Source organism: Bacillus sp. WP8, from assembly GCF_000800825.1.
GTDB lineage: Bacteria > Bacillota > Bacilli > Bacillales > Bacillaceae > Bacillus > Bacillus safensis.
Genome location: NZ_CP010075.1, coordinates 1,987,715 through 2,013,896, shown reverse-complemented (window position 1 = coordinate 2,013,896; position 26,182 = coordinate 1,987,715). Strand labels below are relative to the sequence as shown.

Sequence of the window (26,182 nt, the reverse complement as noted above, 5' to 3'; positions counted from 1 at the left end):
CATAGAGGTGAACACTTTGGATAATCAAACATTACTTGAACATACACAAAACTTGAGAATATGGATCGAAAAAGCGTATGAGCAGTACCAAAAGGGAAAGGCTGAAGAGGAGTACCCATCGTATGATTTTTATACGGATATTCAGCCGGCTGTTAATACATTTGATCAGAAAATGGAAGAGTGGCTCACCGCAGCTATCTCCTTTGTTCAACAGGTCAAACCTAGATATTTACACCAAGAACAGCTTGAAGCCGTAAAAGAAAATGGTAAAGAGGTTGTCCTGCAATCTTATTTTGGCAAACAGCACGCACCCCGTGTAAAAAATTTAGTTGAGTCAGTGGTTTACACACTGAACCTTTTAATAGAAGAAATCAAACAGCGCAGCTAAAGACATAATGCTGCGTTTTTCTTATGACTTCTTTAGGCACATCTTCTGCTTTTGATCATAATATATGAGTGACATCAATATGTGTTGAGAGCGAGAGGAGCGAGATAGATGTTCCCTTATTCAAACCAGCAGCCTTATGAATTCAATCAATTCAAGCAAAGGCCTTTTCCGTATTCAGAGATGCAGCAGCAGCCTCCGCAGCCTCCAGACTATTTCATGCCGCCATATCAAGGTGGAATGAACCAGGCACCATCTACTGTTTATCAGCCGCCTTATGGATACCAAGAAAATGTGCCGCCTATGCAGCCGCCTGAAGCGATGAATCCACCCCAAATGCAGCCGCCAGGCATGATGCCTATGCAGCAGCCTATGAACCCATATCCTTTGCCAAGACCGCAAAAACAGCAGCCTTCTCAGTTTAAAAGTGTGCTGTCGCAATTCAAAAAGACGAATGGGCAATACGATTTTAACAAAATGTTTGATACAGCTGGCCAAATGATGAGTACAATGAATCAAGTAGGCTCATTGGCGAAAGGATTTACAAGCATTTTTAAAGCATAGTTAAAACCCAATAGATCGATCTATTGGGTTGTTTGCTTTGGCGCAGATACACGAAGCGATTGATCTTTCCACACACTTTTCATTTTCGTTTCATCTATTTTTGCCGGCATTAAAATGGTTTTTGTAAAGCTTGAATACGAGGAAGTCGTATCCGTTTTGATTTTTTCCTGCACTGATAAGTGTAAATATTGAGCTTTTACTTCTAACGCAATGTCACCTTCGACAAAATGGTCTGGAAATTGAATCTCGATATACACATTCTGTTCATCCTCTGTCACATCAGTCGTAATTGATGCAAGTGATTGCGATGTGGTCATGAGTGCCTCCGCACTATTTAATATCTCGTGAAACGGGGAGGATGCAAAAAATTGTTCAATCGCTTCATATAGCATATCTTCATTTGCCAGCAATTCATGTTTGTTTTCGTTATCTTGTTTCATTCGAATCACCTCTCATCTACAGCCTATGCAGAAAGGGCTCAGGCGGTTATCAATTGATGAGAGGAAAAAATTATGATTAAATAGTGTTGAATGAAGCAAGGTGTATAGGCGTAAAGTTTCATACACTAAATAGATTTAGGAAGCAAAGCTTGAAGGGAGCAAATTGACATTGCTGAAAAAATTATTCGGTTTCGGAAAAAACCAAGATGATGTAAAGGAAGAAGTCATTTATTCTCCGGTTGATGGAGAGTTAATGGATATGACTGATGTACCAGATCCCGTTTTTTCTCAAAAGATGATGGGAGACGGCGTAGCAGTAAAACCAAAAAGTGGGACGATTGTGTCACCAGTAGAGGGTGAAATCATTCAGCTCTTCCATACAAAACATGCAATTGGCATTCGAACACTCTCGGGGCTTGAGCTTCTGATTCATATCGGACTAGAAACAGTTGGGTTAAATGGTGAAGGATTTGAAGCGCACATTAAAGAAGGGGATAAAGTGAAAATCGGTGACCCTCTCATTACGTGTGATTTAGAACTGATTGAAGAGAAAGCATCAAGTACAGTGACACCGATTGTGATTATGAATGGTGACCTGGTCGAACGACTTGATAAAGAACCAAAAGGCTCTGTAGAAAAGCAGATGTCCAAGCTCTTTACAGTGAAAATGAAATAATTCATGAATAGAAAAAACTACCCGTTAATAGGGTAGTTTTTTTATTGAGGATATTAATCCTCCATTGGAACCCAGCCTTGACTCGCTTCCATGACAGACCACAATCCTTCTGGAATGAGATACTTGTCTTTTTGGCTGCGTTTAATGACGGTTTCAATCTCTTGTTCTCTGCCTTCTTTAATCTTTTTAGCCCAATCTGGGTCGACGATCAGCTCTCGAGCGACAGCAATCAGAGGAATCCCTTGATTGTAAGCATGGAGAGCATCTTCAGCTGTAATGACGCTGCCTACTCCAATAAGCGGAAGAGTATCGCCGCAGCGTTCTTTTAGCAGTTCCATACGTGTTTTATTAGAATCTGCGCCTCGTCTTGCTTTAGAGCCAATCTCCATTAAAGAGATATGCAAATAATCGAGGTTTTTTGTTTTGAGAACATCCACTAATGTAAACGTCTCTGTCATTGTTAAACCAGGTGTTTCAGGTTCTTCAGGAGATAACCGGTATCCAAAGATAAACGGTTTAGCCGCATGTTCTTTGATGGCCTCTTTGACTGCATCTACAACAGCAATAGGGAAAGCTAGACGTTTTTCTTCATTTCCTCCCCATTGGTCTGTACGTTGATTGCTATGTGGTGAGTAAAATTGCTGTAATAAATAACCGTTTGCTCCGTGAATTTCCACGCCGTCAAACCCTGCTTGAATCGCTCGTCTTGCCGCTTCTTTAAAGGAGTCGATAATATGAGTAATTTCCTCTTCTTTTAAAGCGCGTGCAATTTGTTTTCCATCTTTGAACACATCACTTGGCGCAACCACATCACCGTTTGGAACTAAATGAGGGAGAGCCTGAGAGCCGCCGTGATGGATTTGGATAATGGCTTTTGTTCCTTTTGCCTGGATTGCTGAAGCCAGTTTTTTCAGACCAGGGATATCTTCATCTCTTGCGATAGAAGGCTGTCCTTCAAATGCCTTCCCATCTGGAGTCACGTTCGCACATGCTGTAATCACCATACCCATTTCACTTGATCTAGCTGTAATGAAATCAATTTCGTCTTTTGAAATGGTGCCATCGTCATGAGAACCAAAGTGTGTCATTGGAGCAACCACTAACCTACCATCAATAGAGGCACCTCCAGGAAACGTAAATGGTTCAAATAAAGGCTTAAATTCGTTTTTCACTCTGATCATCTTCTTCCTTGATAAAATCATTTCACTATAGAAGTGTAATGGATACTGTTACAACAGTTCAAAGTATTTGCTCATAACTCCAGCATCAAAAAATTGCCGCCTAGTCATGCAAACAAATATTCGGTACACTAGAATGAGAGGTGGACGCAATATGAAAAAGAAAACAATGAACGAACTGATAGAAGAATTAAAGAAAGACGAACAGGTAGAGCATTGGCATGAAATTGAAGCAAAGCCTGCACAGACCTCTCCCGTTCCTGAAAGAGTGGACGACAGGCTAAAAAAGGCGCTTGAAAAACGAGGCGTGAAAGAACTGTATATTCATCAAAAAGAAGCCTTTGAACGAGTAATGGATGGTGAACATGTAGTAACGGTTACACCAACAGCTTCAGGTAAAACGCTTTGCTACAATCTGCCTGTTCTTCAGTCGATTGCAGAAGACCAGACAAACCGCTCTCTTTATTTATTCCCAACAAAAGCGCTCGCGCAGGATCAAAAGAGTGAACTTAACGAGATCATCCACGAGATGGATGTTCCGATTCATAGTGAAACATATGACGGGGACACCTCACCAGCCATTCGGCAGCGAGTGAGACAAGCAGGACATATTGTCATCACAAACCCAGATATGCTGCATTCAGCCATTTTGCCTCATCATACGAAATGGGTCAGCTTGTTTGAGAATTTGAAGTATATTGTCATTGATGAGCTTCATACATATCGAGGTGTGTTTGGCAGTCATGTGGCTAATGTGATTCGCAGGCTAAAGCGAATTTGTGCATTTTACGGAAGTGATCCGGTGTTTATTTGCACTTCAGCAACGATTGCGAATCCAAAAGAGCTGGCGCAGCAGCTCACAGGGAGCAAGGTGCATCTTATTGAACGAAACGGAGCGCCTAGCGGTAAAAAGAATTTTGTGTTTTATAACCCGCCAGTGGTGAATAAACCATTAAATATTAGACAAAGCGCTGCCACTGTCGTCAACCAATTGGCTAAAACATTTTTAAAAGAAAAAATTCAAACGATCGTTTTTGCTAGAAGCAGAGTACGAGTAGAAGTGATTTTAAGTCACATTCAAGAGCTTGTGAAAAAGGAAATCGGTCCAAAATCGATTCGCGGGTATCGTGGAGGGTATTTGCCAAAAGAGCGGCGCGTGATTGAAAAAGGGTTAAGAGAAGGAGACATTTTAGGTGTCGTCAGCACGAACGCCCTAGAATTAGGGGTAGATATAGGTCAGTTAAAGGTATGCATTATGACGGGGTATCCTGGCAGTGTAGCGAGTACATGGCAGCAGGCAGGACGTGCTGGAAGGCGTCATGAGGAGGCGCTTATTATCATGGTGGCAAGCTCCTCACCCCTTGATCAATATATTGTCAGACACCCTGAATATTTCTTTAATAGACCGCCTGAAGCAGCCAGAATCAATCCTGAAAATCTCATTATTTTAGTGGATCATCTAAAATGTGCTTCCTACGAGCTGCCATTTCGGACGGATGAACAGTTTGGCGACATGGAAGTAGAAGATATTTTGCAATACTTACACGAAGAAGGAGTTCTTCATTTTAGCGGGAACCGGTATTATTGGTCAGATCAATCGTTCCCAGCGCATGGCATCAGCCTGAGGTCTGCAAGCCAGGAAAATGTAGTGATTGTGGATCAATCAGATGTAGCGAATGTCCGAATTATTGGAGAGATGGATCGATTCAGTGCGATGACACTGCTGCATGATGAAGCGATTTATTTACATGAAGGGGTTCAGTATCAAGTAGAAAAGCTAGATTACGAGCATCTGAAGGCTTATGTGAAACAAGTGGATGTAGAATACTATACAGATGCTAATTTAGCTGTTCAGCTCAAGGTGCTTGAAATCGATCAGACAACAGAGAAAGAAGCGGTATCTGTTCACTACGGTGATGTCACTGTCAACGCAATGCCGACAATTTTTAAAAAAATTCGGCTCAGCACTGGTGAAAATATCGGCTCTGGTCCAATTCACTTGCCTGAAGAAGAAATTCATACGAGTGCGGCCTGGTTTGAATTACATGAAGCAGAGCGGAGATTTGAAGAGAAAACACTTGAACAGCTGCTGCTTGGCATCGCAAATGTTCTTCAGCACATTGTACCAGCCTTTGTGATGTGTGACCGCTCAGATATTCATGTTGTTTCACAAATTAAAGCGGCACATACCGGTAAACCGACAGTCTTTTTATATGACCACTACCCTGGCGGAATCGGCTTAAGCAAAGAGGTCCAAGCTCGTTTCGATGAAATAGCCGGTGCAGCCATTCAGCTGATAGAGCGTTGCCGCTGTGAGAACGGCTGTCCATCCTGCATTGGCATGGAAATGAAAGAGGTGAGCGGAAAAAGCAGCATTGTTGAATTGATGTCTGGATTTTAAGGGGAAGGAGGAAGAGAGCTACTCATGTCATTAAAAGGGAAATTAAATAGAATGAAGAAGCACTTATCGCACAACCAGCCAAACGAAAAACGGCAAAAAGCAGTGGAAGGAAAGCCCCAACCTGTGACGGCTGATAACATCCCATTTTTAAAGGAATGGGAGCAACTGGGTGCAGCTCCATATCACTTTGAGGATTCCTTTTGTCTCATTCGAGAAGTCACCTATTCATTAGATGACAAGCATGGACTCTATTCGTTTGCGGAACTGCCAAAGATCATCGAGGCTTGGAACAAAAGCGGCATCCAGCATTCACTATCTGCTAAAGGTTACAAACCGCATGAACTGTTTTTCTTTGATACAGAAACAACAGGATTATCTGGCGGGACGGGAAATATGATTTTCTTGCTTGGACATGCGCGGGTTTTTGCTGACAAAGTAGTGGTGAAACAGCACCTGCTCACAAATCCGGGAAATGAAGCGGCTCTTTATAAAAGCTTTCTCGATGAAGTGAACGTAGAATCGCTTGTTACATATAATGGAAAATCATTCGATTGGCCGCAAGTGAAAACGAGACATACTTTGCTGCGAGATCAAATCCCTGCGCTTCCAGAGTTTGGCCACTTTGATCTTCTGCATGGTTCAAGACGATTGTGGAAGCATAAATATGAACGAATGGCGCTGTCTGTGGTTGAAAAAGAAGAGCTGCACGTTCACCGGGAAGGCGACACACCAGGTTTTTTGGCACCGATGATCTATTTTCATTTTTTAAAGGAACAAAATCCGAAGCTCATCGAAGGGATTTTGACTCATAATGAATTAGACGTCCTTTCGTTAATCAGCCTCTACATCCATCTATCCAAAAAAATCCTATCTATGGATGCGGTAAAGGAGCACGATGAGAAATACGCGCTGGCTAGGTGGCATCTTGCGCATCGAGATGTACAGGAAGCTACGAAGCATTTGCGGGAATTAACAGGTGCTGATTTTGAACATGCCAATCAGGCGGCTTATGATCTCTCCTTACAATATAAACGGCTAAACGAGTGGGATGAAGCAGTTCGAATTTGGGAAACATTATTTGAATCAAGTGATGTCCATTTAGCATTAAAAGCAGGTATAGAGCTTGCGAAGTGTAAAGAGCATCGCCAAAAAGATGCAAGGTCAGCTCTTTCCATCACCGAATCTTTATTATCTTTCTCGTCGTTAAGCGAGCGAGACACGGAAGAGCTTGAGAAACGAAAAAAACGGCTATTGAGAAAAGCTGGGCAATGAAATATTATTACCCGGGAAAGCGCAAAAAATGACAACGTTCGGCTCTCGGCCGAAAATAAAAAATGTTTAGCACTTTTATTGTAGAAAGGCCGCGAATCCTGTAAAATAACGTTAGATATTGAATGAGGAGCGTATAGCATGTATAAGGGTCTTTTCTACTTGTTTTTTCTTGTGGTCATTTTGGTCGCTTTTGTGTTTTCGAACTATAAAGATATTTTTCTTGCCAACTTTTAAAATAGGTTAATGCATTAGTACATGTACACCTCTTGATTCATACATTGTTAATGTAAGAAAATAAAGGAGAGGGGAATGCTACATGTACCATCATCATCATCATTGCCATCCGAATGTTACACAGCCAATTGTTCATCCGACGAATCATTGCTGTACACACAGCGAGTCAACAACAATTGTGCCGCATATCCACCCGCAGCATGTGACAAATGTTCACCACCATAATTTCAAACATGTTCACTACTTCCCGCATACGTTTTCTCAGGTGGACCCGACAACACATCAACACTTTAACTGCGGTGGACCTTGCTGTAACAGATAAAGTGAATGGGACTTTTATAAGTCCCATTTTTTAAAAGCAGGTGAAGAAATGAAGATTATTGCTGTCACAGGGTACAAGCCGTTTGAGCTTGGGATATTCAAGCAGGAAGAGCCTGCACTTCAATACATAAAAGCGGAGCTTCAAAAAAGGCTGACAGCCCTTATCGAAGAAGGTCTGGAATGGGTGCTCATATCAGGACAGCTTGGGGCAGAAATCTGGACAGCCGAAGTGGTGTTTGAGCTTCAGGAGGAATATCCAGCGTTAAAACTTGCAGTCATTACGCCATTTTATGAACAGGAAGAGCGCTGGAATGAGCAAAACAAAGAATTGTATGAAGGAATTCTTGCACAGGCCGATTTTGTAGAAAGTGTCACGCATAGACCGTATGAAAGTCCGGCACAATTTAAACAAAAGAACCGCTTTTTTATTGAAAAAACAGATGGACTTCTCGTCTTATATGATCCCGAGCATGAGGGATCGCCGAAGTATATGATTAGAGAAGCAGAAGCCTATACCGATTACCCCATTATGTACATCACAATGGATGATCTAAGAGCGCAGGTTGAGGCGGAAGATCCGTTTTTTGATTAAAAGCAAGAGAAAATTTGACAACGTCACGTATTTCTGAAAAAATATACTATGAATTCACGATATGAGGTGAAAAAGATGCTTGCTGATAAAGTAAAGCTTTCTGCGAAAGAAATTTTAGAAAAAGAATTTAAAACAGGTGTCAGAGGGTACAAACAAGAAGAAGTCGATAAATTTTTAGATATGGTCATTAAAGACTATGAGACATTCAACCAAGAAATCGAAAAACTTCAACAAGAAAACCTCCACTTGTCAAAACAGCTTGAAGAAGCTGTTGAACAAGGGAAAAGACAGCCTGCACAGTCTAATACAACAAACTTTGATATTTTAAAAAGACTATCGAACCTTGAGAAACACGTTTTTGGCAGCAAACTTTATGATTGAGTCTTGCTGAAAAAGCTTGTGTCAGATGTCATTGTCGTTTATAATAACGCTTATTGATTAACGTTCGGGTAATCGCTGTAATGCTATTTAGGGCATTGCAGAGGAAAGTCCATGCTCGCACGGTGCTGAGATGCCCGTAGTGTTCGTGCCTGGCGAAAAAATAAGCCAGGGCAGCCTGGGAAAGGCTGACGGCAGGAAAAATGCCTACGTCCTCTTTAGGATATGGCAAAGTATCCTTGAAAGTGCCACAGTGACGAAGTCTCACTAGAAATGGTGAGAGTGGAACGCGGTAAACCCCTCGAGCGAGAAACCCAAACTTGGTAGGGGAACTTTCTCAAAGGAACCAAACGGAGAGAAGGACAGAGAATTCTGTAGATAGATGATTACCACCTGAGTACGAGGCATTTGCCGTTTGCAGTACGATGGAACAAAACATGGCTTACAGAACGTTATATCCGTTATAATAAACATGATGAAACAAAGCTCTCCTATTTCAACATATGGAGAGCTTTTATCTTGAATACATAAAAGGACGAGAAAACAGGTGATAAATTAATGAAAACCTATACACTCATCGCAACAGCTCCAATGGGGATTGAAGCAATTGTTGCAAAAGAAGTAAGAGACCTTGGCTATGAGTGCACAGTCGACAATGGAAAAGTGATTTTCAAGGGGGATGCTCTTGCGATTTGCCGTGCAAACCTTTGGCTGCGTACAGCAGACCGGATCAAGGTACAAGTTGCTGAATTTTCGGCAAAAACATTTGATGAGCTTTTTGAACGGACGAAAGCGATTGACTGGGCCGCTTTTTTACCAAAAAACAGTACGTTTCCTGTCATCGGGAAATCTGTGAAATCTCAGCTTGCCAGTGTGCCGGACTGCCAGCGCATCGTCAAAAAAGCCATCGCCCAAAAGCTGAAATCCTCCTACAATATTCAGTCTGAATGGCTTGAAGAGACGGGACCTGAATATAAAATCGAGATTGCTCTTTTAAAAGATAAAGCTGTGCTTACTCTTGATACATCTGGTGTAGGTCTTCATAAACGTGGATACCGCATGGATCAAGGCGGAGCACCTATTAAAGAAACGCTTGCAGCTGCGCTCGTCCTATTAACGAACTGGACACCTGACCGTCCGTTTGTTGATCCTTTCTGCGGATCAGGAACAATCGCCATTGAAGCAGCGATGATAGGACAAAACATTGCCCCGGGATTCAACCGGGATTTTGCGTCTGAATCATGGGAATGGATCGGCGAAGACGTATGGAACAAAGCGCGTGTAGAAGTAGAAGAAAAAGCAAACTATGACCAGCCGCTCCGCATTATTGCAAGTGATATCGACCATCGTATGGTAGACATTGCAAAAATGAATGCAGAAGAAGCAGGACTAAGTGAACTGATTGAGTTTAAACAAATGCAAGTAAAAGACTTTCAAACAAAAGAAGAGTATGGTGTGATTGTCGGAAATCCTCCTTACGGTGAACGACTGAGTGATAAACCAGCAGTTGAAAAAATGTATCAAGGAATGGGTGAAGCATTTAAGAACCTAGATACCTGGTCCATATACATCTTAACGTCACACGAAAAATTCGAAGAATGCTTCGGAAGAAAAGCGACGAAAAAGAGAAAGCTGTTTAACGGTTTTATCAAAACAGACTATTATCAATATTGGGGAAAACGCCCGCCTAGAAAACAAACAACTGAATCGTAATAAATGGCCGCACCGAAAGAAGGTGCGGCTTTTTTGTGCTGAAAAGGTATAACTCTAAGCGAGACGGAATAAACTGAACTTGATTTTAAAAAAAGAGGTGTCGTCATGATTCATTATGATCAAATTCAGTTAATCCAAAAAGCACTCGCTTCGACTGCTCAAGAAATAGAAGGGCATGAAGGTGGACAATCTGCTCAGCTTACGGCAGCCATCGAAGATTTGGCACAGGCTCAGGCATACATAGAACGTTCTGAGCATGCATTTTTAATGAAGGAAAGCTATCAACATCGCCTGCGCTCATAAAAAAAGATTGTTTTTCCCCAGCGTAAATGGTACTATTGAATGTCTGAATGATTCAAAAGTTGGGGGTTGAAGCAGGTGACAGCATCTCGTTTGCCTTTTTCATTATCAAAAGAACACAATTTTTACGAAGAACTGGGCAACTGGATTGGTGATGTGTTTTATGACATTTTGCCAGAAAAGGGCTTTGATCTTCGAGATGAACAAATATTCATGGCTTTTCAGCTAGAAAGAGCCTTTAAAGAAAAAAGTGTGATGTTTGCCGAAGCTGGGGTAGGCACAGGCAAAACCATCGTCTATCTATTATTTGCCGTCACATATGCAAGGTATACAGGGAAGCCTGCGATTATTGCATGTGCAGACGAAACGTTAATTGAACAGCTCGTTAAACAAGAAGGTGATATCTATAAAATTGCCAATCACCTTGATATTCAAATAGATGCGAGATTAAGTAAATCGCATGATCAATATTTATGCTTAAAGAAGCTAGAGAAAACGATGCAGCGTGAAGATGATGAAAAGTGGCTCGATATTTATGAATCACTGCCTTCATTTGTTCATGAATCACACGGTATGCAAACCTTTTATCCGTATGGCGATCGAAAAGAGTATCCAGAGTTATCAAATGATGAATGGTCACGAATTGGCTATGACTCGTTTCAGGACTGCCTGACGTGCGATATGCGTCATCGCTGCGGTCTGAATTTATCAAGAGATCATTACCGGAAAGCGACAGATCTCATCATCTGTTCACATGATTTTTACATGGAGCATGTGTGGACGAAGGAATCCCGAAAACGTGAGGGACAGCTTCCGCTGCTTCCTGAGCATAGCTCCGTCGTATTTGATGAAGGACATCTTCTCGAGTTTGCCGCACAAAAAGCGTTAACGTACCGAGTGAAGCAATCAACGCTTGAAACATTTTTGGAGCGTCTTTTGCAAAACGACATACGCGAAGAATTTGCAGAGCTTGTTGAAGATGCACTTGCAACAAACGATGAGTTCTTTTATCTCTTAAAAACACATGCCAAAGAAGTCAAAGGCTCGCACCGGCTTGAAATTGGGCGTGTCGATGAGGTGAAGCGTTCTGCAAGCGAATTGTGTGACTTGCTTGAAAAAATCGGAGAAGCGCTCGTGTTTGAATCTGAAATGTATACGATCGATCAATACGAATTATCTGTTGTGGAAGAATACATTGAACAAATGGCGTATTCTCTATCGCTTTATCAAAAAAATGCCATTAGCTGGCTGGAAAAACAGGAATTAGATACAACATTTGTTGTGATGCCGAAGACGGTTGCAGAGGTACTTGGCGAAAAAGTTTTCTCGCAAAAAAGACCATATATTTTCTCTTCCGCTACATTGTCTGAGAATCAATCCTTTGATTATTTAGCTGAAAGTCTTGGGATCAAAGATTACTTATCAATGAGTGTCGCTTCGCCGTATGATTACGATGAACAAATGAAGATTTATTTCCATGGAATTCAGCAGATCGCTGAGCAAGAGGCAAAAGCACAGCAAGTGATCACTCAGCTGAAAGAAAATGGAGGACGATCTCTGATTCTCTTCCCTTCATTTGATGAACTCCATTTCTTTAGAAAACAGCTTGAAGCAGCAAATGAATCACTGCCGTTTGACGTATATTTTGAGGGAGACGAGGAAATCAGCACAATTGTTCAAAAGTTCCAAGCTGATGAGACGTCTGTGTTATGCTCTGTTCATCTGTGGGAAGGGCTTGATATTCCAGGTGAATCATTAACGAATGTGATCATCTGGGGACTTCCTTATCCGCCGCATGATCCGGTATTTGAAGCGAAAAGAAATGAAGCAAAGGATGCACATGCTGAAGTTGACCTTCCGTATATGCTGCTTCGCTTACGCCAAGGGATCGGAAGACTGATCCGGACAAGCCAAGACGTAGGAAGCATTCATATATATTTTGATCGTAAGGAAGATACGGCGCTTCAAAGTAAAATTGAATCCGTCCTGCCGGTAAAGCCCATCATCACATCTTAATTAGCTGAAAACTTGTAAATGAGGAGGATACCGCTGTGTATCCTCCTTTTTCATTGACAAAAGAACATTCATTGAAGTAGCCTTGAAACGTACATACATATTATTGATTGGGGGAACAAACGCATGAGTCTTGAAGCAACTGAGAAAGCGTTTTATCAATTACTAGGGAAAATCGCCCATTATACAGAGGCGCTCCATTTACTTTATTGGGACTCTAGAACACAAGCGCCTAAAAAAAGTGCGGATTTTAGAGCGGAAACGATCGGTCAATTATCAAGTGACATTTTTAATATGAAGACTTCTGACGAAATGAGAGATCTTCTTCACGAATTAAACAAACATCGAAATGAGCTGTCAAAAGATACACAAAAGGCGCTCGAATTATCACAAAAAGAGTATGATGAAAACAGCAAAATTCCGAAAGAAGAATTTAAAGAATACTCGATTTTGCAATCAAAAGCAGAGCATGTTTGGGTAGAAGCAAGGGAGAAATCAGACTTTTCACTCTTTGCACCATACTTAAAACAGCTTATTGACTTTAACAAGCGTTTCATCCAATATTGGGGCGTGAAAAAAACGCCTTATGATGTGCTGCTCAATAACTATGAGCCAGATATGACGGTTGAACAGCTTGATCAAAAATTTGGTGCACTTCGTGACGCTATTGTTCCTCTTGTGAAAAAAATCGAAGCTTCACCAAATAAGCCGGATACTTCATTTTTATCGAAAAGCTTTCCGATTGATAAACAAAAGGAATTGAGCCTCTTTTTCTTAAAAGAATTGGGATATGACTTTGACGCAGGCCGCCTTGATACAACCGTCCATCCATTTGCAGTGACATTAAGCAGAGGTGACGTGCGTGTGACGACCCGTTATGATGAGCATGATTTTCGAATGGCGATCTTTGGCACGATTCATGAATGTGGTCATGCGATTTATGAGCAAAACATTGATGAAGCACTGAGCGGAACGCTTTTATGTGATGGCACTTCAATGGGTATCCATGAATCACAGTCTCTTTTCTTTGAGAACTTTATCGGCAGACACGAAGATTTCTGGAAAACGTATTATCAAAAGCTGCAAGAAGCATCTCCTGAGCAATTTAAAGATGTTTCTTTAGAAGACTTTGTGCATGCAGTGAATGAATCGAAGCCGACTTACATTCGAATTGAAGCCGATGAACTGACGTATCCGCTTCACATTATCATCCGCTATGAAATTGAGAAAGCGATTTTCAATGAAGAAGTAGCAGTTGAAGATCTACCTGCACTTTGGAATGAAAAATATCAAGCGTATCTTGGCATTACGCCTCCTAATGATGCACTCGGTATCTTGCAGGATGTTCACTGGTCTGATGGAAGTTTTGGCTATTTCCCTTCATATGCCCTTGGTTATATGTATGCGGCGCAATTAAAACAACAAATGATTAAAGACTTACCAAATTTTGATGAGCTAATTCAAAATGGGTCTTTTGCACCGATAAAAGAATGGCTGACGGAACATGTTCATCAGCATGGAAAACGGAAAAAGCCATCTGAAATCATTCAAGATGCAACAGGCGAAGAATTAAATGTTCAATATTTAATCGACTACTTAACGGATAAATATACGAAACTGTATTTATCATAAAAGAAGGGCACCCTTTCATGAGAAGGGTGCTTTTTTGATGCTTGAATATTCTAAAAACGAACATTTTGTTCTGATCTATTATTTAAGTTCGGTATTTTTCTGGAAAAGTGCTTTCCAAGCGTCTGAAATCTTGTTATAATTTGAACACTATAACACTCATATAATCGCGTGATGATGGCACGCAAGTTTCTACCGGACACCGATACGGTCCGACTATGAGTGAGCAAAATGAAACAGCTCTTGTCTGAGCTGAAGATCCGTGGATCGTTTTCGCATTGCTTGCTCCTCATGGGCAGCAATGCTTTTTTTATGCAAAAAATAGAATGTTTGCCAATATGCTAGGGGGAAAAATGATGGAATTGTTACGTCAAAAAATTGAGAACGAAGGAATCGTTCTGTCAAATCAAGTGTTAAAGGTAGATGCTTTTTTAAATCATCAAATTGATCCTGTGTTAATGCATGAGATTGGGCAAGAGTTTGCTAGATTATTTAAGCATGATGGCATTACAAAAATCATCACAATCGAATCTTCAGGCATCGCACCTGCTGTGATGGCTGGGCTTGCTCTTCAAGTCCCTGTTGTGTTTGCAAGAAAACGTCAATCACTCACATTAACGGATAACCTGTTAACAGCCAGTGTGTACTCTTTTACGAAAAAAGTAGAAAGCACGATTGCTGTCTCAAATACGCATCTGAGTGAAAACGATTGTGTGTTAATCATTGATGATTTTTTAGCAAATGGTGAAGCTGCGAAAGGACTTGCAGCGATTGCAAAGCAGGCAAAGGCGAAAGTAGCCGGATTTGGCATTGTCATTGAAAAATCATTCCAGCCTGGAAGAAATGCGCTTGTGCAAATGGGCTACCGCGTCGAGTCCCTCGCACGTATTGAATCACTTGAGGAAGGGAAAGTCACGTTTGTACGGGAGGTACAATCATGAATGCCGCTAAAAAAGTCAAAACGCTCTCGCTGGGCATTCAGCATGTACTGGCAATGTATGCAGGTGCTGTTCTTGTACCGCTCATTGTTGGAGATGCGCTTGGGCTCACGCCTGCACAGCTGACTTACCTCATCTCTGCGGATATTTTCATGTGCGGGGCTGCTACATTGCTTCAAGTATGGAAAAACCGCTTCTTTGGAATCGGTTTACCTGTTGTATTAGGCTGTACATTTACGGCGGTTTCTCCAATGATTGCGATTGGCTCTAAGTATGGAATTTCGTCTATCTATGGCAGTATTATCGCTTCTGGGTGTATTGTCATTCTTCTTTCTTTTTTCTTTGGGAAGCTTGTGAAATTTTTCCCGCCTGTTGTCACTGGTTCTGTCGTCACCATTATTGGTATCACCCTCATTCCTGTAGCGATGAACAATATGGCAGGAGGAGAAGGAAGTGCGGACTATGGTTCTTTTGAAAATCTAGGACTCGCTTTCCTTGTACTGTTTATCATTGTACTGCTCTATCGATTCACGAAAGGATTTATGAAGGCGATCGCCATTTTAATCGGTATTCTTCTTGGGACAGCAGTTGCTGCGTTTATGGGGAAAGTGGAAACAGCTGAGGTGGCAAACGCTCAGGTTTTCCGTATGATTGAGCCATTTTATTTTGGGATGCCGACCTTTGAATTTGCACCGATCATGACCATGACGTTAGTTGCGATTGTGTCATTAGTTGAATCAACAGGCGTTTATTTCGCATTAGGTGATTTAACAAACCGGTCATTAAAAGAGAAGGATTTGGCTAAAGGCTATCGGGCAGAGGGGATTGCTGTGTTATTAGGCGGAATCTTTAATGCTTTTCCGTATACAGCCTACTCGCAAAATGTTGGATTGATCCAGTTAACAGGCGTCAAGAAAAACCAAGTCATTGTCGTCACAGGGGCATTGCTCATGTTATTTGGTCTTTTTCCTAAAATCGCTGCCTTTACGACGATTATTCCAAAATCAGTTCTTGGCGGTGCAATGGTTGCCATGTTTGGCATGGTCATTGCATACGGTATTAAAATGCTCTCGCGCGTGGACTTTGCAAAGCAGGAGAACTTGCTGATCGTCGCTTGCTCCGTGGGAATCGGCTTAGGAGTTACTGTCGTACCGCAAATGTTTGAGCATCTGCCAGATTCGATGAAATTATTAACAAGTAACGGCATTGTGGCCGGAAGCTTTACCGCTATTTTGCTTCATATTATTTATCACATGATTCCTTTTAAAAAAGAAGCCGGGCATGACCTGGTAGAAGAACCTAAGCAATCTGTTATGTAAACCCCTCTCTTGGAGAGGGGTTCAGATGATGGACAAAGAGCTAAAATGACCTTTTATTTTAGCTCTTTGTCTTCTTTTTAGCTTGATAAAAAACCTTTGAAGTCCTAGGATCCTAGGAAGGAGCGTGTGAGGGTTTGTCTACAAGCTGAAAGCCCGCATCTTTTGGATACGGGCTTTTTGTGATTAGCACTATTCATGTTGTACCGGCGGCATTGTTTCGTTAATGACTGCAAATGTATAGCCCCTTGCTTTTAGCTGTATAATCAGGCTATCTAAATAGTTTGTGGTAGAGGGTTGATCATGCATTAATATAACTTTTGGTTCCCATGGTTTATTTTTCTCAAACATTTGCAATTGATTCAATACCTCTGGAACATATTGTGAGTTTTTATATCTCCAGTCAAGGCTATCAATCGTCCAGTCCCAGTAAATAAAGCCATTTTGGTTTAAACGTACTTTTTGATGATATGTTAAATTTGGAACACTGCCAAAGGGGGTTCTTACAAGACGGCTGTAGACGCCTGTAACAGAGGCAAGAATACGCTGAGCTTCTCTCATTTCATTTGCGGGAGACTCGCTGTTCTGATAAAAGAGGTTTATATCATGCGTCATGCCATGAAGACCTAATTGATGTCCTTCTTGATAAAGTCTTTTCACAGTTGATTGGTGTGCTTGAATTTGCGGTCCAAGCATGAAGAACGTCGCCTTCACGTGATGTGCTTTTAATACATTTAACAGCTGATTTGATGTAGCAGAAGGACCATCATCAAATGTTAAAAAGACCGTTTTATTCGTTGCCTGTTGGTTTGGATTGGTCTTAAAATGTGTATCCAATGTTCTTGTAGACTGATCTTTTGCTTTCAGACCTGTGTCACGAAAATCACTGCTGGCAACATTTTTTGCTTGCCCATTTGTCGCCTGCAAATGGGGTTTAGACATATCCCAGATAAAAAAGAGAAACAGTGTAAGAAGCACTAAACCAATTACCTTTGAGAGAAGTATCATGTTGTAGGGTGTCTTTTTTTTGGAAACCTTTTTCATTACAATCACTCCAGTCAATTAAATTTTGAGCCGAACCATGTTGTAGATTCTTTCTTTTTTCACTGTTTTTCTTGGTACACATATTGATTATGTATATAGTGGAAAAAATCCTTTTTATATAGAAAATTCAAATGAATTAGAAATTTACGGTTGTTACTTTGTGTTGATCAGCAAAAAAGGTGATCCATTCATGTTTAAATAAAATCATTCTGAATAATGATCGAAACGTTAATATTTATACGCTAAGATAGCAGCAGATGTGACCATTAATTCGAAGCGAAAGGGAGATTCCTTATGAAAGTGTTGTATAATGAGGATTTCATTGAAAAAAGGGTGCTTATGTGGAAAGTGGAGACAGAGGCGATTAATCTCAAAAAACAATAGAGAAAAGCTCGTACCACTACAAAATAAAGAAGATATCGGCAAATTCGTACAACGACTAGAGAAGGATTTAAACAATATGTGTCCAGTTCAGAGGTTTGTAAAACTTGTTCTTTTCTAGATAACTGTATACAAAGACAAAATCATACCAAACAAATTCATCGCATATTTGGCAAGACTAGATGAAGCAAACTACCTAAGACTCACTGAAATAAATAAAAGCAACTATGCAAAGCGGAGAGAAATAAAGAACGCGTCTTTGCGTATGCAAAATAAAAGCATAGTATGCGTTGGACGAAACTTCGTGTACTAAAAAAATTTCAATGCAAGCGATGCTTACTCTCGCTGCCATGAATCTTAAAAAATTAGCTAACTAGACATGGAAAACACTAAGTCGAGCGTAAACCCTTTATAATTACTACGGTCTGAACACTTCTCTTTTAGAAGTGTTTTTTTGCATAAAAAAAGCAGGTTCGCTTGGCTTAGAACGAACCTGTGAAGGAGGAAAACTACATCATGTTTTCACCTATATTATCCAATATTTATCAATTGTCGTCAAGACAAAAAGTTAGACGGAGGAAAATATTTTGACTGAATTGTGACGTTTTGGCATGTATATCCTTTTTTCGATAGGGGATATTAATCGAAAAAAGAGGTGAAGCCGATGGCGTACATTCTTTCTGTTGGAACGAGTCTGCCACAACATCATGTGAATCAGAAAAAGGCGGCTGATTTTGCTAGATCCCAATTTAAACGATCGTTTAAAGATATCGACCGGCTGCTCAGAGCTTTTCAAAATGGAGAAATCGAGAGCAGACAGTTTGTGCAGCCAATTGAATGGTATCAGACGCACCACTCTTTTGAGGAGAAAAACAACCTCTATTTGGAAAAAGCATTGGCTCATGCAAAAGAAGCGGTCATACACTGTCTTCATGAGAAGGCATTCCTGAAAAAACCGATTCCGTTTGAAGAGATCGATGCATTGTTTTTTATTTCAAGCACCGGACTTTCGACACCAAGCCTTGATGCAAAACTGATGAATGCTCTTCCTTTTTCGCCTTATACGAAACGAGTGCCGATCTGGGGCTTAGGGTGCGGGGGCGGAGCGGCGGGGTTGTCTCGGGCTTACGAATACATAAGAGCATTTCCAGAAGCAAAGGTGCTGGTTGTCGCCTGTGAAATGTGCAGTTTAACCTTTCAGCCGCAAGATCAATCAAAAAGCAATTTAATCGGTACATCTTTGTTTGGAGACGGGACAGCAGCGCTTTTGTTAACTGGAGAAAAAGGCGTATCTGAATATACCCATTTAAAAACAGTTCCTAAAGTGATTGGTACACAATCCGTCACAATGAAAGAATCTGAGGATGTGATGGGCTGGGAATTTACAAGTGACGGCTTTCGGGTTATTTTCTCCCGTGACATTCCTTCCATTATTTCCGGCTGGTTAAAAGAGCAAGTCGATCAATTTTTAGAACAGCAAGGGTATTCGGCAGAAGACCTATCAGTTTTTCTTGCCCATCCTGGTGGAAAAAAAGTGATTGATGCCTATATTAAAAGTCTATCCTTACAAGAAGATCAGCTCTTTTCATCAAAAGAAGTGCTCAGACAACACGGAAATATGTCCTCTGCCACAGTTTTGTATGTGATCAAGCATTATCTTGAACATCAATCCGCTGAAGCGGGAGATATGGGTCTTTGCGGAGCGCTTGGTCCGGGATTTTCATCAGAGCTGCTGCTCATGAAATGGGAGGAGGTCTTATCATGATTATTTGGTTCGTCATTGGTTTCTTCGTGTGTCAGCGTCTTATTGAAATGCTTGTGGCTAAAAGAAATGAAAAGAAAGTGAAAGCGGTCGGTGCCATTGAATTTGGTGCAAGTCATTATCCTTATATGGTCGCTATGCATGCGGGCTTTTTTCTCTCACTCATGGTTGAGGTATGGGGGTTAAACAGGCCGCCGTCGCGCTATTTTCTTGTGCTGCTCGTTTTCCTGCTGGCTACACAGGTTATTCGATATTGGGCATTATGCTCTCTTGGAACGTATTGGAATACAAAGATTTTAGTTGTACCAAATGCGATGATGGTGAAAAAAGGACCTTATCGCTGGTTAAAGCATCCTAACTATGTCGTGGTGGCGATTGAGCTTATGCTGATCCCGCTTTTATTTAATGCCTATTTTACCGCCATTTTGTTCACATGTTTAAATGCATGGATGATGGCTGTGAGAATTCAAACAGAAGAGAAAGCGCTCAAGCAGTATTTGTTAAATTAATATTGAAAATCATTATCAATTGTGATACACTTTCATTAATGATAAGCATTCTCAATCACGAAGGATGGACGGTGATCACATGACAATGGTTTTCTTACTCGGTACGGTCTGTGTATACAGCCTATTAATTGGCTTCGTATTAAAAGGTGTTTCTAAAAAATCTGCTTCCTGATCGCAGTCAATTGCGACTGATCGGGCAGCAGATTTTTTTTATTTCCTCAGATCAGAAGAAAAATCTCTTGATTTTGTGTAAAATGGTATCACATACATAACTGACTTTTCTAAAAACAAAGGGGTTTATCGTCATGGAAGACTTGTCTATTCGAGATTCGCTCGTTCAAACTACAGGTGCTTTATATCAAAGCCTTCTCAAAAGGGATGATCATGAACGCGCAGCCAAACTTGCATCGATTATCAAAAAGGAAGCAGAAGAAGAAGTATATATCGCATTTACCGGTCACTATTCAGCTGGAAAGTCATCACTTGTGAATCATCTGCTTCATGATCACATCCTGCCAACGAGTCCAATTCCAACAAGTGCAAACTTGGTCGTCGTGAGGAAAGGGGAGAGTGAAGTAAAGCTTCACACCTCAGATGGCCGTTTTGCAAAAATGAGCGGTTCTTATGATAAAGAAGCAGTTCAGCGTTTTTGTAAGGACGGAGAACAGATTGAAATGGTGGAAATTAGCGGGGACTATAGAGGATTGGAAGAAAAGGTGGCACTGATTGATACGCCTGGAATTGATTCAACGGATCATACCCATTTTTTATCTGCCGCGTCTATTCTACATCAAGCAGATGCTCTTTTTTATGTCGTGCACTACAACCATGTTCATTCGGAAGAAAACATTCGTTTCATTCGCTCCATTAAAGAGAAAGTGCCAAATCTTTATTTCATCGTAAATCAAGTCGATCGACATGATGAGCATGAGACAGCGTTTGAAGACTACAAAAATCAAGTGGTTGATATGCTTCTTAAAGAGGGCATTGAAGAAGAACATCTATACTTTACATCTGTAACCGATGAGTCGCATCCAAGAAACGAAATGATTCGTTTAATCGAGAAACTGCAAGAATTACAAACATTGCCGAAAGCATCTCTTCGCGCCTATACCGAGCAGAAAATAGAGAATGTTTTAAAAGAACATATTGACTCATTAAAAGAAGAGCTGCAAGAAGAGGATCTTGATTCACTGGTTCAAGAAAAAAGAAAAGAAGTCATGGAGCTTGAAGCGAAAAGGAGCTTTATTGAAAATGGAGCAAAACAGTTAGAAGATGAAGTGTCTTCTGAAGTCGAGAACATTTTAAAAAATGCAAACCTAACCCCATTTAAAATGAGAGAGCTCGCAAGTGACTATATTGAATCGAAAGCTCCTGGCTTTAAGGTAGGACTACTGTTCGCTAAAAATAAAACCGAGCAGGAAAAAGAAAAGCGGGCGAACGATTTCTTAGCAGATGTCAAAGCAAGAATGAAAGCTGAAGTGGACTGGCATATTGCTGAGCTGCTCAAAAGAGAAGTCAAGAAAAATCAGCTTGGTGAAGAGCTATTAAATCAAGTGATGGCATTTGAAACACCTGTGGAAGAATCACTACTTGAAAACGTCATCCATCATGGTGCGACATTTTCAAATGAATACGTTTTGCAATATGCAAAAGATGCTGGTGAAGCACTGAAAAGACAGACCAAACAGAAAGCAATACTATTGATTGAACAAATGACTGAGACGCTGAAAACCCAGCTCATGAATGAAAAGGGAAAGCAGCAAGATAAATGGGCCCAGGCAGCACAGGAGCTCCTAGCGCTCGAGCAAAGCATGGCAAAAAATGATCATATCAGAAGAGATATTGAGCATATATGGGATATATGGCAAAACGGAACAAATGAGCAGATCACAGATGATTGGTTTTATGTGAAAAAACATCGGATGCAGCATGACGAGCTAAATCAGAATCATACGTCCACTCATGCGGAAGAAAGCGAGAAAGAAAATCAGCAACAGACAGAGTTTGATCAAATGCGTCAATCACAGCATATTACGACAGCGCAGTCGATTGACCAGTTTGAGCAGCTTTCTCAAATTTTAATGCCATTAAATGCGCTGCAGTCTCAAAGAAAGTCCTTTGAACAACGAACAAAGCGGCTGCAAGCGAAGGAATTTACACTCGCCTTATTCGGTGCTTTTAGTTCGGGGAAATCTTCGTTTGCCAACGCCCTTGTTGGGAGTAAGGTGCTGCCATCATCTCCTACACCAACGACGGCCACGATTAATAAGCTGACGCGGCCGACAGAAGACCATCCGCATGAAAGTGTGAAAGTGGTGTTCAAAACCGAGCAGGAAATATTAGAAGAGCTCGATCAAATTCTCGGTTTTTCTATAACGGAAGAAAAGGGAGATACGTTTCAAGCGAAACTCGATCGAACGCTGAAAAAAAGAGCGCTTGAACAGGATCACCGCATCATTGTTGAACATTTTTTAAACGCTCATGAAAAGTTCCGTAATTCCATTCAAAAACAAACGCCGCTCAATGTCACCCTTCAAGAACTAAAACCATATGTGGCAGAAGAGGCTGTTTCTTGTGTGGTGAAGGAAGTGACGGTGTATTTAAGTACACCTTTAACAGATAAAGGACTGACGATTGTTGATACACCAGGCGCCAGCAGTATGAATAAACGTCATACAGAGATTGCCTTTCAATATATGAAGGATGCTGATGCCCTTCTTTATTTAACTTACTACCAGCATTCTTTCTCAAAAGCAGACCGGTCATTTTTACGTAAACTCGGGCTTGTAAAAGATTCATTTAGCATGGATAAAATGTTTTTTATTATCAATGCAGCTGACCTCGCAAAGGATCAAACAGAGCTTGAAACTGTCTTTGACTATGTGAAAAATGAGCTCACAAAAGAAGGCATCCGGCATCCAAACCTTCATCATGTATCCAGTAAGGAAGAGATCGAAGGAAAGGATCAGTCGCCTTATAATCAGTATGCAAAGCTTAGAACACAGCTCGACTATTTTATTGAGGAAGAATTAACGAAAGATGCGATTGAGCTGCTGTATTTTGAAGCGAGTACATTATGTAGAACAGTCGACAAGCTGCATGAGACTCTGCATCAGTCAGAAGATGAAAAGCAAGCAGAAAAGAAAAAGATAGACACATCCTATGAAGTGATCGTTGATCAAATGAGCCATATTAAACGATCTAAGCTAGTGACAGAAAGTGTGAAAAAGGACTTGCACGAACAGCTTTACCACATTGTTCAGCGCTTGTCACTTTATGCAAATGATCTGTTAAAGACAGCCTTTTATCCTGGAATATCTCAAGGGGAATTCAGGCAGGAGTTGAAAAAAGCGCTTGAACAGGCGCTAAAGGATTATGAATTTGAATTTGTACAGGAGATAAAGGCGCTTGATATTCGAATGGAATCGTTTATCACTCAATATTTCAAAGAGGAGTGGGAGAAAGGATTACAGGCTGCGTGTGCAGAAGATCCTTACTTTTCTCTCCGGCTGTCGCCGCCAGATGAGAAAAATGCAGAGCTGAAACAAATTGAAGTGGAAGCGGACCTAACGCCGTTTGAGCCGCTCTTAAAGAAGCAAAAATCAGCAAAAGCTTTCTTTGAACAGAACGGGAAGGCAGCGTTTATTGAAGCGATTCGAGATGTTCTTTTCCAGTTAACGACGAAATGGGCAGATAAAGAAAAAGAAGAATTACAGAGCAGATACGAAATGATGGTGAAGACCTTTACTGAAAGATATGAGACAGAAGCGCTCAAGCAGCTGAATGAACAAAAACAAACATTTATCATGAGCTTGACGACAGATGCGAAAGAGCAGGCGATGATAGAACAAGTATACAAGCAGACAAATGAATGGAAGAATCAGTTGAAAACCATTTGATTCATGATAGACTATATAAAAAAGAAAGCAGTTGATAAAAAATGACGAGCGTACATGAAGAGATTTCCGCACATTCACAAAAACAGAATGCTCATATCAAGTCGTTTCTTGCGCTTGAGCAGAAAAGAGAGCAGGCAATAGAGACTGCTGTTTTCAAGTGTGAGCAAAACGAACCATTTACAACTGACGATATCAATGCGATTACTTCGAAGATGAATGAGCTTGCACGAGGCGGTATTGTTCCGCTGCGTAAGCATGTTACGATTGATATGGTTAAGGAGTATGTCGAACGAAAACAGAAGTAAAGAGTAACTTTCTCTTTTTTGGTCATCTTAACAAGTGAACCGAGAAAGGGGAATGATGATGGAAAAAAAGCAGCATGCAAAAAAGCAGGATGAGCGTAACCCGAAACAAAAAGAGATGCCGTCCTACGCAGAAGCAGAATCGAAAAAAATGCAATACGGTCAAAAATAATCCAAAGGTGCCACTTCTTTTCCAAAAGAAGAGGGCGCCTTTTTTATGTCGAATTCTATGTTCTGTGATAGAATAGGAGTATTGTTTTGAAAAAGGGAGTTTATAAGAATGAATAAACACGTACTGCTTGTTGATGGTATGGCGCTTCTGTTCAGATCGTTCTATGCAACGGCTGTCCATCGCAATTTTATGATAAATGATCACGGCGTCCCGACGAATGGCGTGAATGGTTATTTGAAGCATTTATTAACCGCTGTTCAGACATTTGAGCCAACTCATATTGTGTGTTGCTGGGATATGGGAAGCCAAACATACCGAAATGAATTGTTTCAAGATTATAAAGCAAATCGAGGAGAGGCGCCTGTCGAGCTCATTCCGCAATTCGATTTAGCAAAAGAAGCGACAGAAGAACTAGGAATTGTAAACGTTGGTTTAAAAGGCTTTGAGGCAGATGATTGTATCGGCACGCTGGCGGCAGTCTATCAGAATGAAGCACGTGTGACGGTTCTAACCGGCGACAGAGATTTGCTGCAGATATTGAATGAACGAGTGACTGTTGCTTTGATGCAAAAAGGGATCGGGAACTATAAACATTATACAAAAGCCTTATTTGAAGAGGAAATGGGCATCTCTCCAAAGGCGCTGATCGATATGAAAGCACTTATGGGGGATTCAAGTGACAATTACCCAGGTGTGAAAGGAATCGGAGAAAAAACAGCATTAAAATTTATTCAAACATATCAAACCATTGATGGATTATTAGAAAATGTTCATGAACTAACGGCCGCACAGCAAAAGAAAATGCAAGCAGGATTAGAAGATTTGAAGCTCTCCCGTTTATTGGCAGAGATCAAATGTGATGTCCCGCTGAGCTGTCCAATTGATGAGACGAAGATGAATATCAATCAAGAACGGGCTGCTGCTATGCTGCGATACCATCAAATCAAAGGAATTGAACCGATGGTGAATCGATTAAGTAAAATAGAGATCAGCTAAGCCGATCTCTCAGCGTATAGACAAACCCTCGCATTCGTTGTCAGGTCTGCGCTCCGGTGCTCACGAATGTCAAATTCGCTCCGCTCCTCGCCCTTCCTAGGGCTGCAAAGGTTTTCTATCACGCTGAAAAGAAGACAAAGGACTAAAATAAAAATCATTTTAGCCCTTTGTTAGAGATAAGCTAAGCTGATCTCTAAGGTCATCTTTTTGTATTGCTTTTCTTCGCTCTATTTTCGAGCTGAGATAGTGGCTGCTTATCTTTTGTTTGCGCATCACCTTGAGGGGTTGTCCCATTTGTGACACGACCTTTATTCTCTTTATCCAATCAGTATCACCTCATACATTAGCATAACCGAAAAAAAGCGATTCATCCTTTAGAAAGGTGAATCGCTTTTCTAGCGAGCTGATCAGCTACTTGATTTTCCTTGCTTGGAATCCACTTAATGAAAAATAAATCAAACTGCCGTTGTAGCTCGATCATCTCTTTTATAAAAGGCTGAAAGGCTGGATTTTTAGCAAATCCTGCATTGGCCGCACGGTCAACTACCTGTGAATCTGTTCGAAATGAAACGGAACGCAGTCCTTTTTCTACGCAGATTTTCATCCCTTCAATGAGAGCGGAAAATTCTGCTTCGTGATTGCTCATTGATCCGAGAGGAATCGAGAAAGATTCAGCCTTTCCATCATATTTAATGAAAATGCCGATGCCAGAAGGACCTGGATTTCCTGCGCTAGCACCATCAATGTATATTTCAGCTGGCAAT

At 41.0% G+C, this 26,182-nt stretch carries 25 protein-coding genes, 1 other RNA gene, 1 pseudogene and 1 riboswitch; of the genes and pseudogenes, 22 read left to right on the top strand and 5 right to left on the bottom strand.

The features are described from left to right. The first annotated feature begins 7 nt into the window (after positions 1-7). Both QR42_RS09940 and QR42_RS09935 read left to right on the top strand, forming a co-directional pair. Positions 8-388 carry a YppE family protein gene (locus QR42_RS09940; protein WP_235354764.1) on the top strand — a complete coding sequence of 127 codons (381 nt, stop codon included), beginning with the start codon at positions 8-10 and terminating at the stop codon, positions 386-388. Between the two features lie 108 nt (positions 389-496). Next, a complete protein-coding gene (locus tag QR42_RS09935) occupies positions 497-949 on the top strand; it encodes a YppG family protein (protein ID WP_039179462.1) in 453 nt (150 codons plus the stop codon). A 20-nt stretch (positions 950-969) separates the two neighbouring features. Here the strand turns inward: QR42_RS09935 and QR42_RS09930 are convergent, their stop codons facing one another. After that, complete coding sequence (locus tag QR42_RS09930) at positions 970-1,389, bottom strand: Hsp20/alpha crystallin family protein (protein WP_039179459.1); 420 nt, start codon at positions 1,387-1,389, stop codon at positions 970-972. 169 nt (positions 1,390-1,558) lie between these two features. Here QR42_RS09930 and QR42_RS09925 point away from each other — a divergent pair, with 169 nt between their 5' ends. Next, positions 1,559-2,065 carry a PTS sugar transporter subunit IIA gene (locus QR42_RS09925; protein WP_039183169.1) on the top strand — a complete coding sequence of 169 codons (507 nt, stop codon included), beginning with the start codon at positions 1,559-1,561 and terminating at the stop codon, positions 2,063-2,065. A gap of 53 nt (positions 2,066-2,118) precedes the next feature. Here QR42_RS09925 and QR42_RS09920 read toward each other — a convergent pair whose 3' ends face one another. Further along, on the bottom strand, positions 2,119-3,237 hold the full coding sequence (locus QR42_RS09920; protein ID WP_235354763.1) for an NADH-dependent flavin oxidoreductase: 1,119 nt from the start codon (positions 3,235-3,237) through the stop codon (positions 2,119-2,121). A gap of 160 nt (positions 3,238-3,397) precedes the next feature. On the opposite strand from QR42_RS09920, the gene QR42_RS09915 reads away from it, so the two are divergent. The 12 genes from QR42_RS09915 to pbuX all read left to right on the top strand — a co-directional run bounded on the left by QR42_RS09915 (position 3,398) and on the right by pbuX (position 16,353). Continuing rightward, the gene (locus QR42_RS09915; protein WP_039179453.1) at positions 3,398-5,644 is read left to right on the top strand and encodes a DEAD/DEAH box helicase; all 2,247 of its coding nucleotides are present in this window, start codon (positions 3,398-3,400) and stop codon (positions 5,642-5,644) included. Between the two features lie 24 nt (positions 5,645-5,668). Beyond that, positions 5,669-6,916: a ribonuclease H-like domain-containing protein gene (locus QR42_RS09910; protein ID WP_039179451.1), complete on the top strand. Its 1,248-nt coding sequence runs from the start codon at positions 5,669-5,671 to the stop codon at positions 6,914-6,916. Positions 6,917-7,232: 316 nt separating this feature from the next. Then, positions 7,233-7,472 carry a CotD family spore coat protein gene (locus tag QR42_RS19015; RefSeq protein WP_073206049.1) on the top strand — a complete coding sequence of 80 codons (240 nt, stop codon included), beginning with the start codon at positions 7,233-7,235 and terminating at the stop codon, positions 7,470-7,472. Between the two features lie 48 nt (positions 7,473-7,520). Continuing rightward, positions 7,521-8,063, top strand: a complete 543-nt coding sequence (locus tag QR42_RS09905; RefSeq protein WP_039179448.1) for an SLOG family protein — start codon at positions 7,521-7,523, stop codon at positions 8,061-8,063. Between the two features lie 75 nt (positions 8,064-8,138). After that, on the top strand, positions 8,139-8,444 hold the full coding sequence (gene gpsB / locus QR42_RS09900; protein ID WP_012010336.1) for a cell division regulator GpsB: 306 nt from the start codon (positions 8,139-8,141) through the stop codon (positions 8,442-8,444). Positions 8,445-8,504: 60 nt separating this feature from the next. Then, positions 8,505-8,891, top strand: an RNA gene (gene rnpB, locus QR42_RS19010) — RNase P RNA component class B. 108 nt (positions 8,892-8,999) lie between these two features. Then, a complete protein-coding gene (locus QR42_RS09895) occupies positions 9,000-10,154 on the top strand; it encodes a THUMP domain-containing class I SAM-dependent RNA methyltransferase (RefSeq protein ID WP_039179443.1) in 1,155 nt (384 codons plus the stop codon). Positions 10,155-10,259: 105 nt separating this feature from the next. Beyond that, positions 10,260-10,457: a hypothetical protein gene (locus QR42_RS09890; protein WP_039179441.1), complete on the top strand. Its 198-nt coding sequence runs from the start codon at positions 10,260-10,262 to the stop codon at positions 10,455-10,457. Between the two features lie 75 nt (positions 10,458-10,532). Beyond that, positions 10,533-12,470 carry an ATP-dependent DNA helicase gene (locus tag QR42_RS09885; RefSeq protein WP_039179437.1) on the top strand — a complete coding sequence of 646 codons (1,938 nt, stop codon included), beginning with the start codon at positions 10,533-10,535 and terminating at the stop codon, positions 12,468-12,470. Between the two features lie 123 nt (positions 12,471-12,593). Beyond that, positions 12,594-14,099, top strand: coding sequence for a carboxypeptidase M32 (locus QR42_RS09880; protein WP_039179434.1), 1,506 nt, complete (start codon positions 12,594-12,596; stop codon positions 14,097-14,099). A gap of 136 nt (positions 14,100-14,235) precedes the next feature. Continuing rightward, positions 14,236-14,335: riboswitch (purine riboswitch) on the top strand. A 117-nt stretch (positions 14,336-14,452) separates the two neighbouring features. Beyond that, positions 14,453-15,037 (top strand): xanthine phosphoribosyltransferase, encoded by a 585-nt coding sequence (gene xpt / locus QR42_RS09875; protein WP_024422759.1) that lies wholly within the window; start codon positions 14,453-14,455, stop codon positions 15,035-15,037. After that, a complete protein-coding gene (pbuX, locus tag QR42_RS09870; RefSeq protein WP_039179431.1) occupies positions 15,034-16,353 on the top strand; it encodes a xanthine permease PbuX in 1,320 nt (439 codons plus the stop codon). Before xpt ends, pbuX begins: the two co-directional genes overlap by 4 nt. Positions 16,354-16,542: 189 nt before the next feature. Here the strand turns inward: pbuX and QR42_RS09865 are convergent, their stop codons facing one another. Then, entirely contained in the window at positions 16,543-17,394 is an 852-nt protein-coding gene (locus QR42_RS09865) for a polysaccharide deacetylase family protein (RefSeq protein ID WP_039179428.1), read from the bottom strand. 429 nt (positions 17,395-17,823) lie between these two features. Between QR42_RS09865 and QR42_RS19270 the strand changes: the two are divergent. From QR42_RS19270 to QR42_RS09840, 7 genes and pseudogenes are all read left to right on the top strand, one after another. After that, positions 17,824-18,152 (top strand): annotated as a pseudogene (locus QR42_RS19270) (transposase); the annotation flags it as partial. Positions 18,153-18,439: 287 nt separating this feature from the next. Next, the gene (locus QR42_RS09860) at positions 18,440-19,540 is read left to right on the top strand and encodes a type III polyketide synthase (protein ID WP_039179425.1); all 1,101 of its coding nucleotides are present in this window, start codon (positions 18,440-18,442) and stop codon (positions 19,538-19,540) included. Beyond that, entirely contained in the window at positions 19,537-20,046 is a 510-nt protein-coding gene (locus tag QR42_RS09855) for an isoprenylcysteine carboxyl methyltransferase family protein (protein WP_039179422.1), read from the top strand. Before QR42_RS09860 ends, QR42_RS09855 begins: the two co-directional genes overlap by 4 nt. Positions 20,047-20,110: 64 nt before the next feature. Continuing rightward, on the top strand, positions 20,111-20,218 hold the full coding sequence (gene fbpC / locus QR42_RS19725) for a Fur-regulated basic protein FbpC (RefSeq protein WP_306299200.1): 108 nt from the start codon (positions 20,111-20,113) through the stop codon (positions 20,216-20,218). Between the two features lie 133 nt (positions 20,219-20,351). Next, positions 20,352-23,948, top strand: coding sequence for a dynamin GTPase (locus QR42_RS09850; protein ID WP_039179420.1), 3,597 nt, complete (start codon positions 20,352-20,354; stop codon positions 23,946-23,948). Between the two features lie 41 nt (positions 23,949-23,989). Next, complete coding sequence (locus QR42_RS09845) at positions 23,990-24,253, top strand: YpbS family protein (protein ID WP_039179417.1); 264 nt, start codon at positions 23,990-23,992, stop codon at positions 24,251-24,253. Positions 24,254-24,530: 277 nt separating this feature from the next. Continuing rightward, positions 24,531-25,418: a 5'-3' exonuclease gene (locus tag QR42_RS09840; protein WP_039179414.1), complete on the top strand. Its 888-nt coding sequence runs from the start codon at positions 24,531-24,533 to the stop codon at positions 25,416-25,418. 199 nt (positions 25,419-25,617) lie between these two features. On the opposite strand, the gene QR42_RS09835 is transcribed toward QR42_RS09840, so the two are convergent. Both QR42_RS09835 and QR42_RS09830 read right to left on the bottom strand, forming a co-directional pair. After that, a complete protein-coding gene (locus QR42_RS09835; RefSeq protein ID WP_003215584.1) occupies positions 25,618-25,743 on the bottom strand; it encodes a hypothetical protein in 126 nt (41 codons plus the stop codon). Positions 25,744-25,785: 42 nt separating this feature from the next. Next, positions 25,786-26,181: a reverse transcriptase-like protein gene (locus QR42_RS09830; protein ID WP_039179411.1), complete on the bottom strand. Its 396-nt coding sequence runs from the start codon at positions 26,179-26,181 to the stop codon at positions 25,786-25,788. Between the last annotated feature and the right edge of the window lies 1 nt (position 26,182).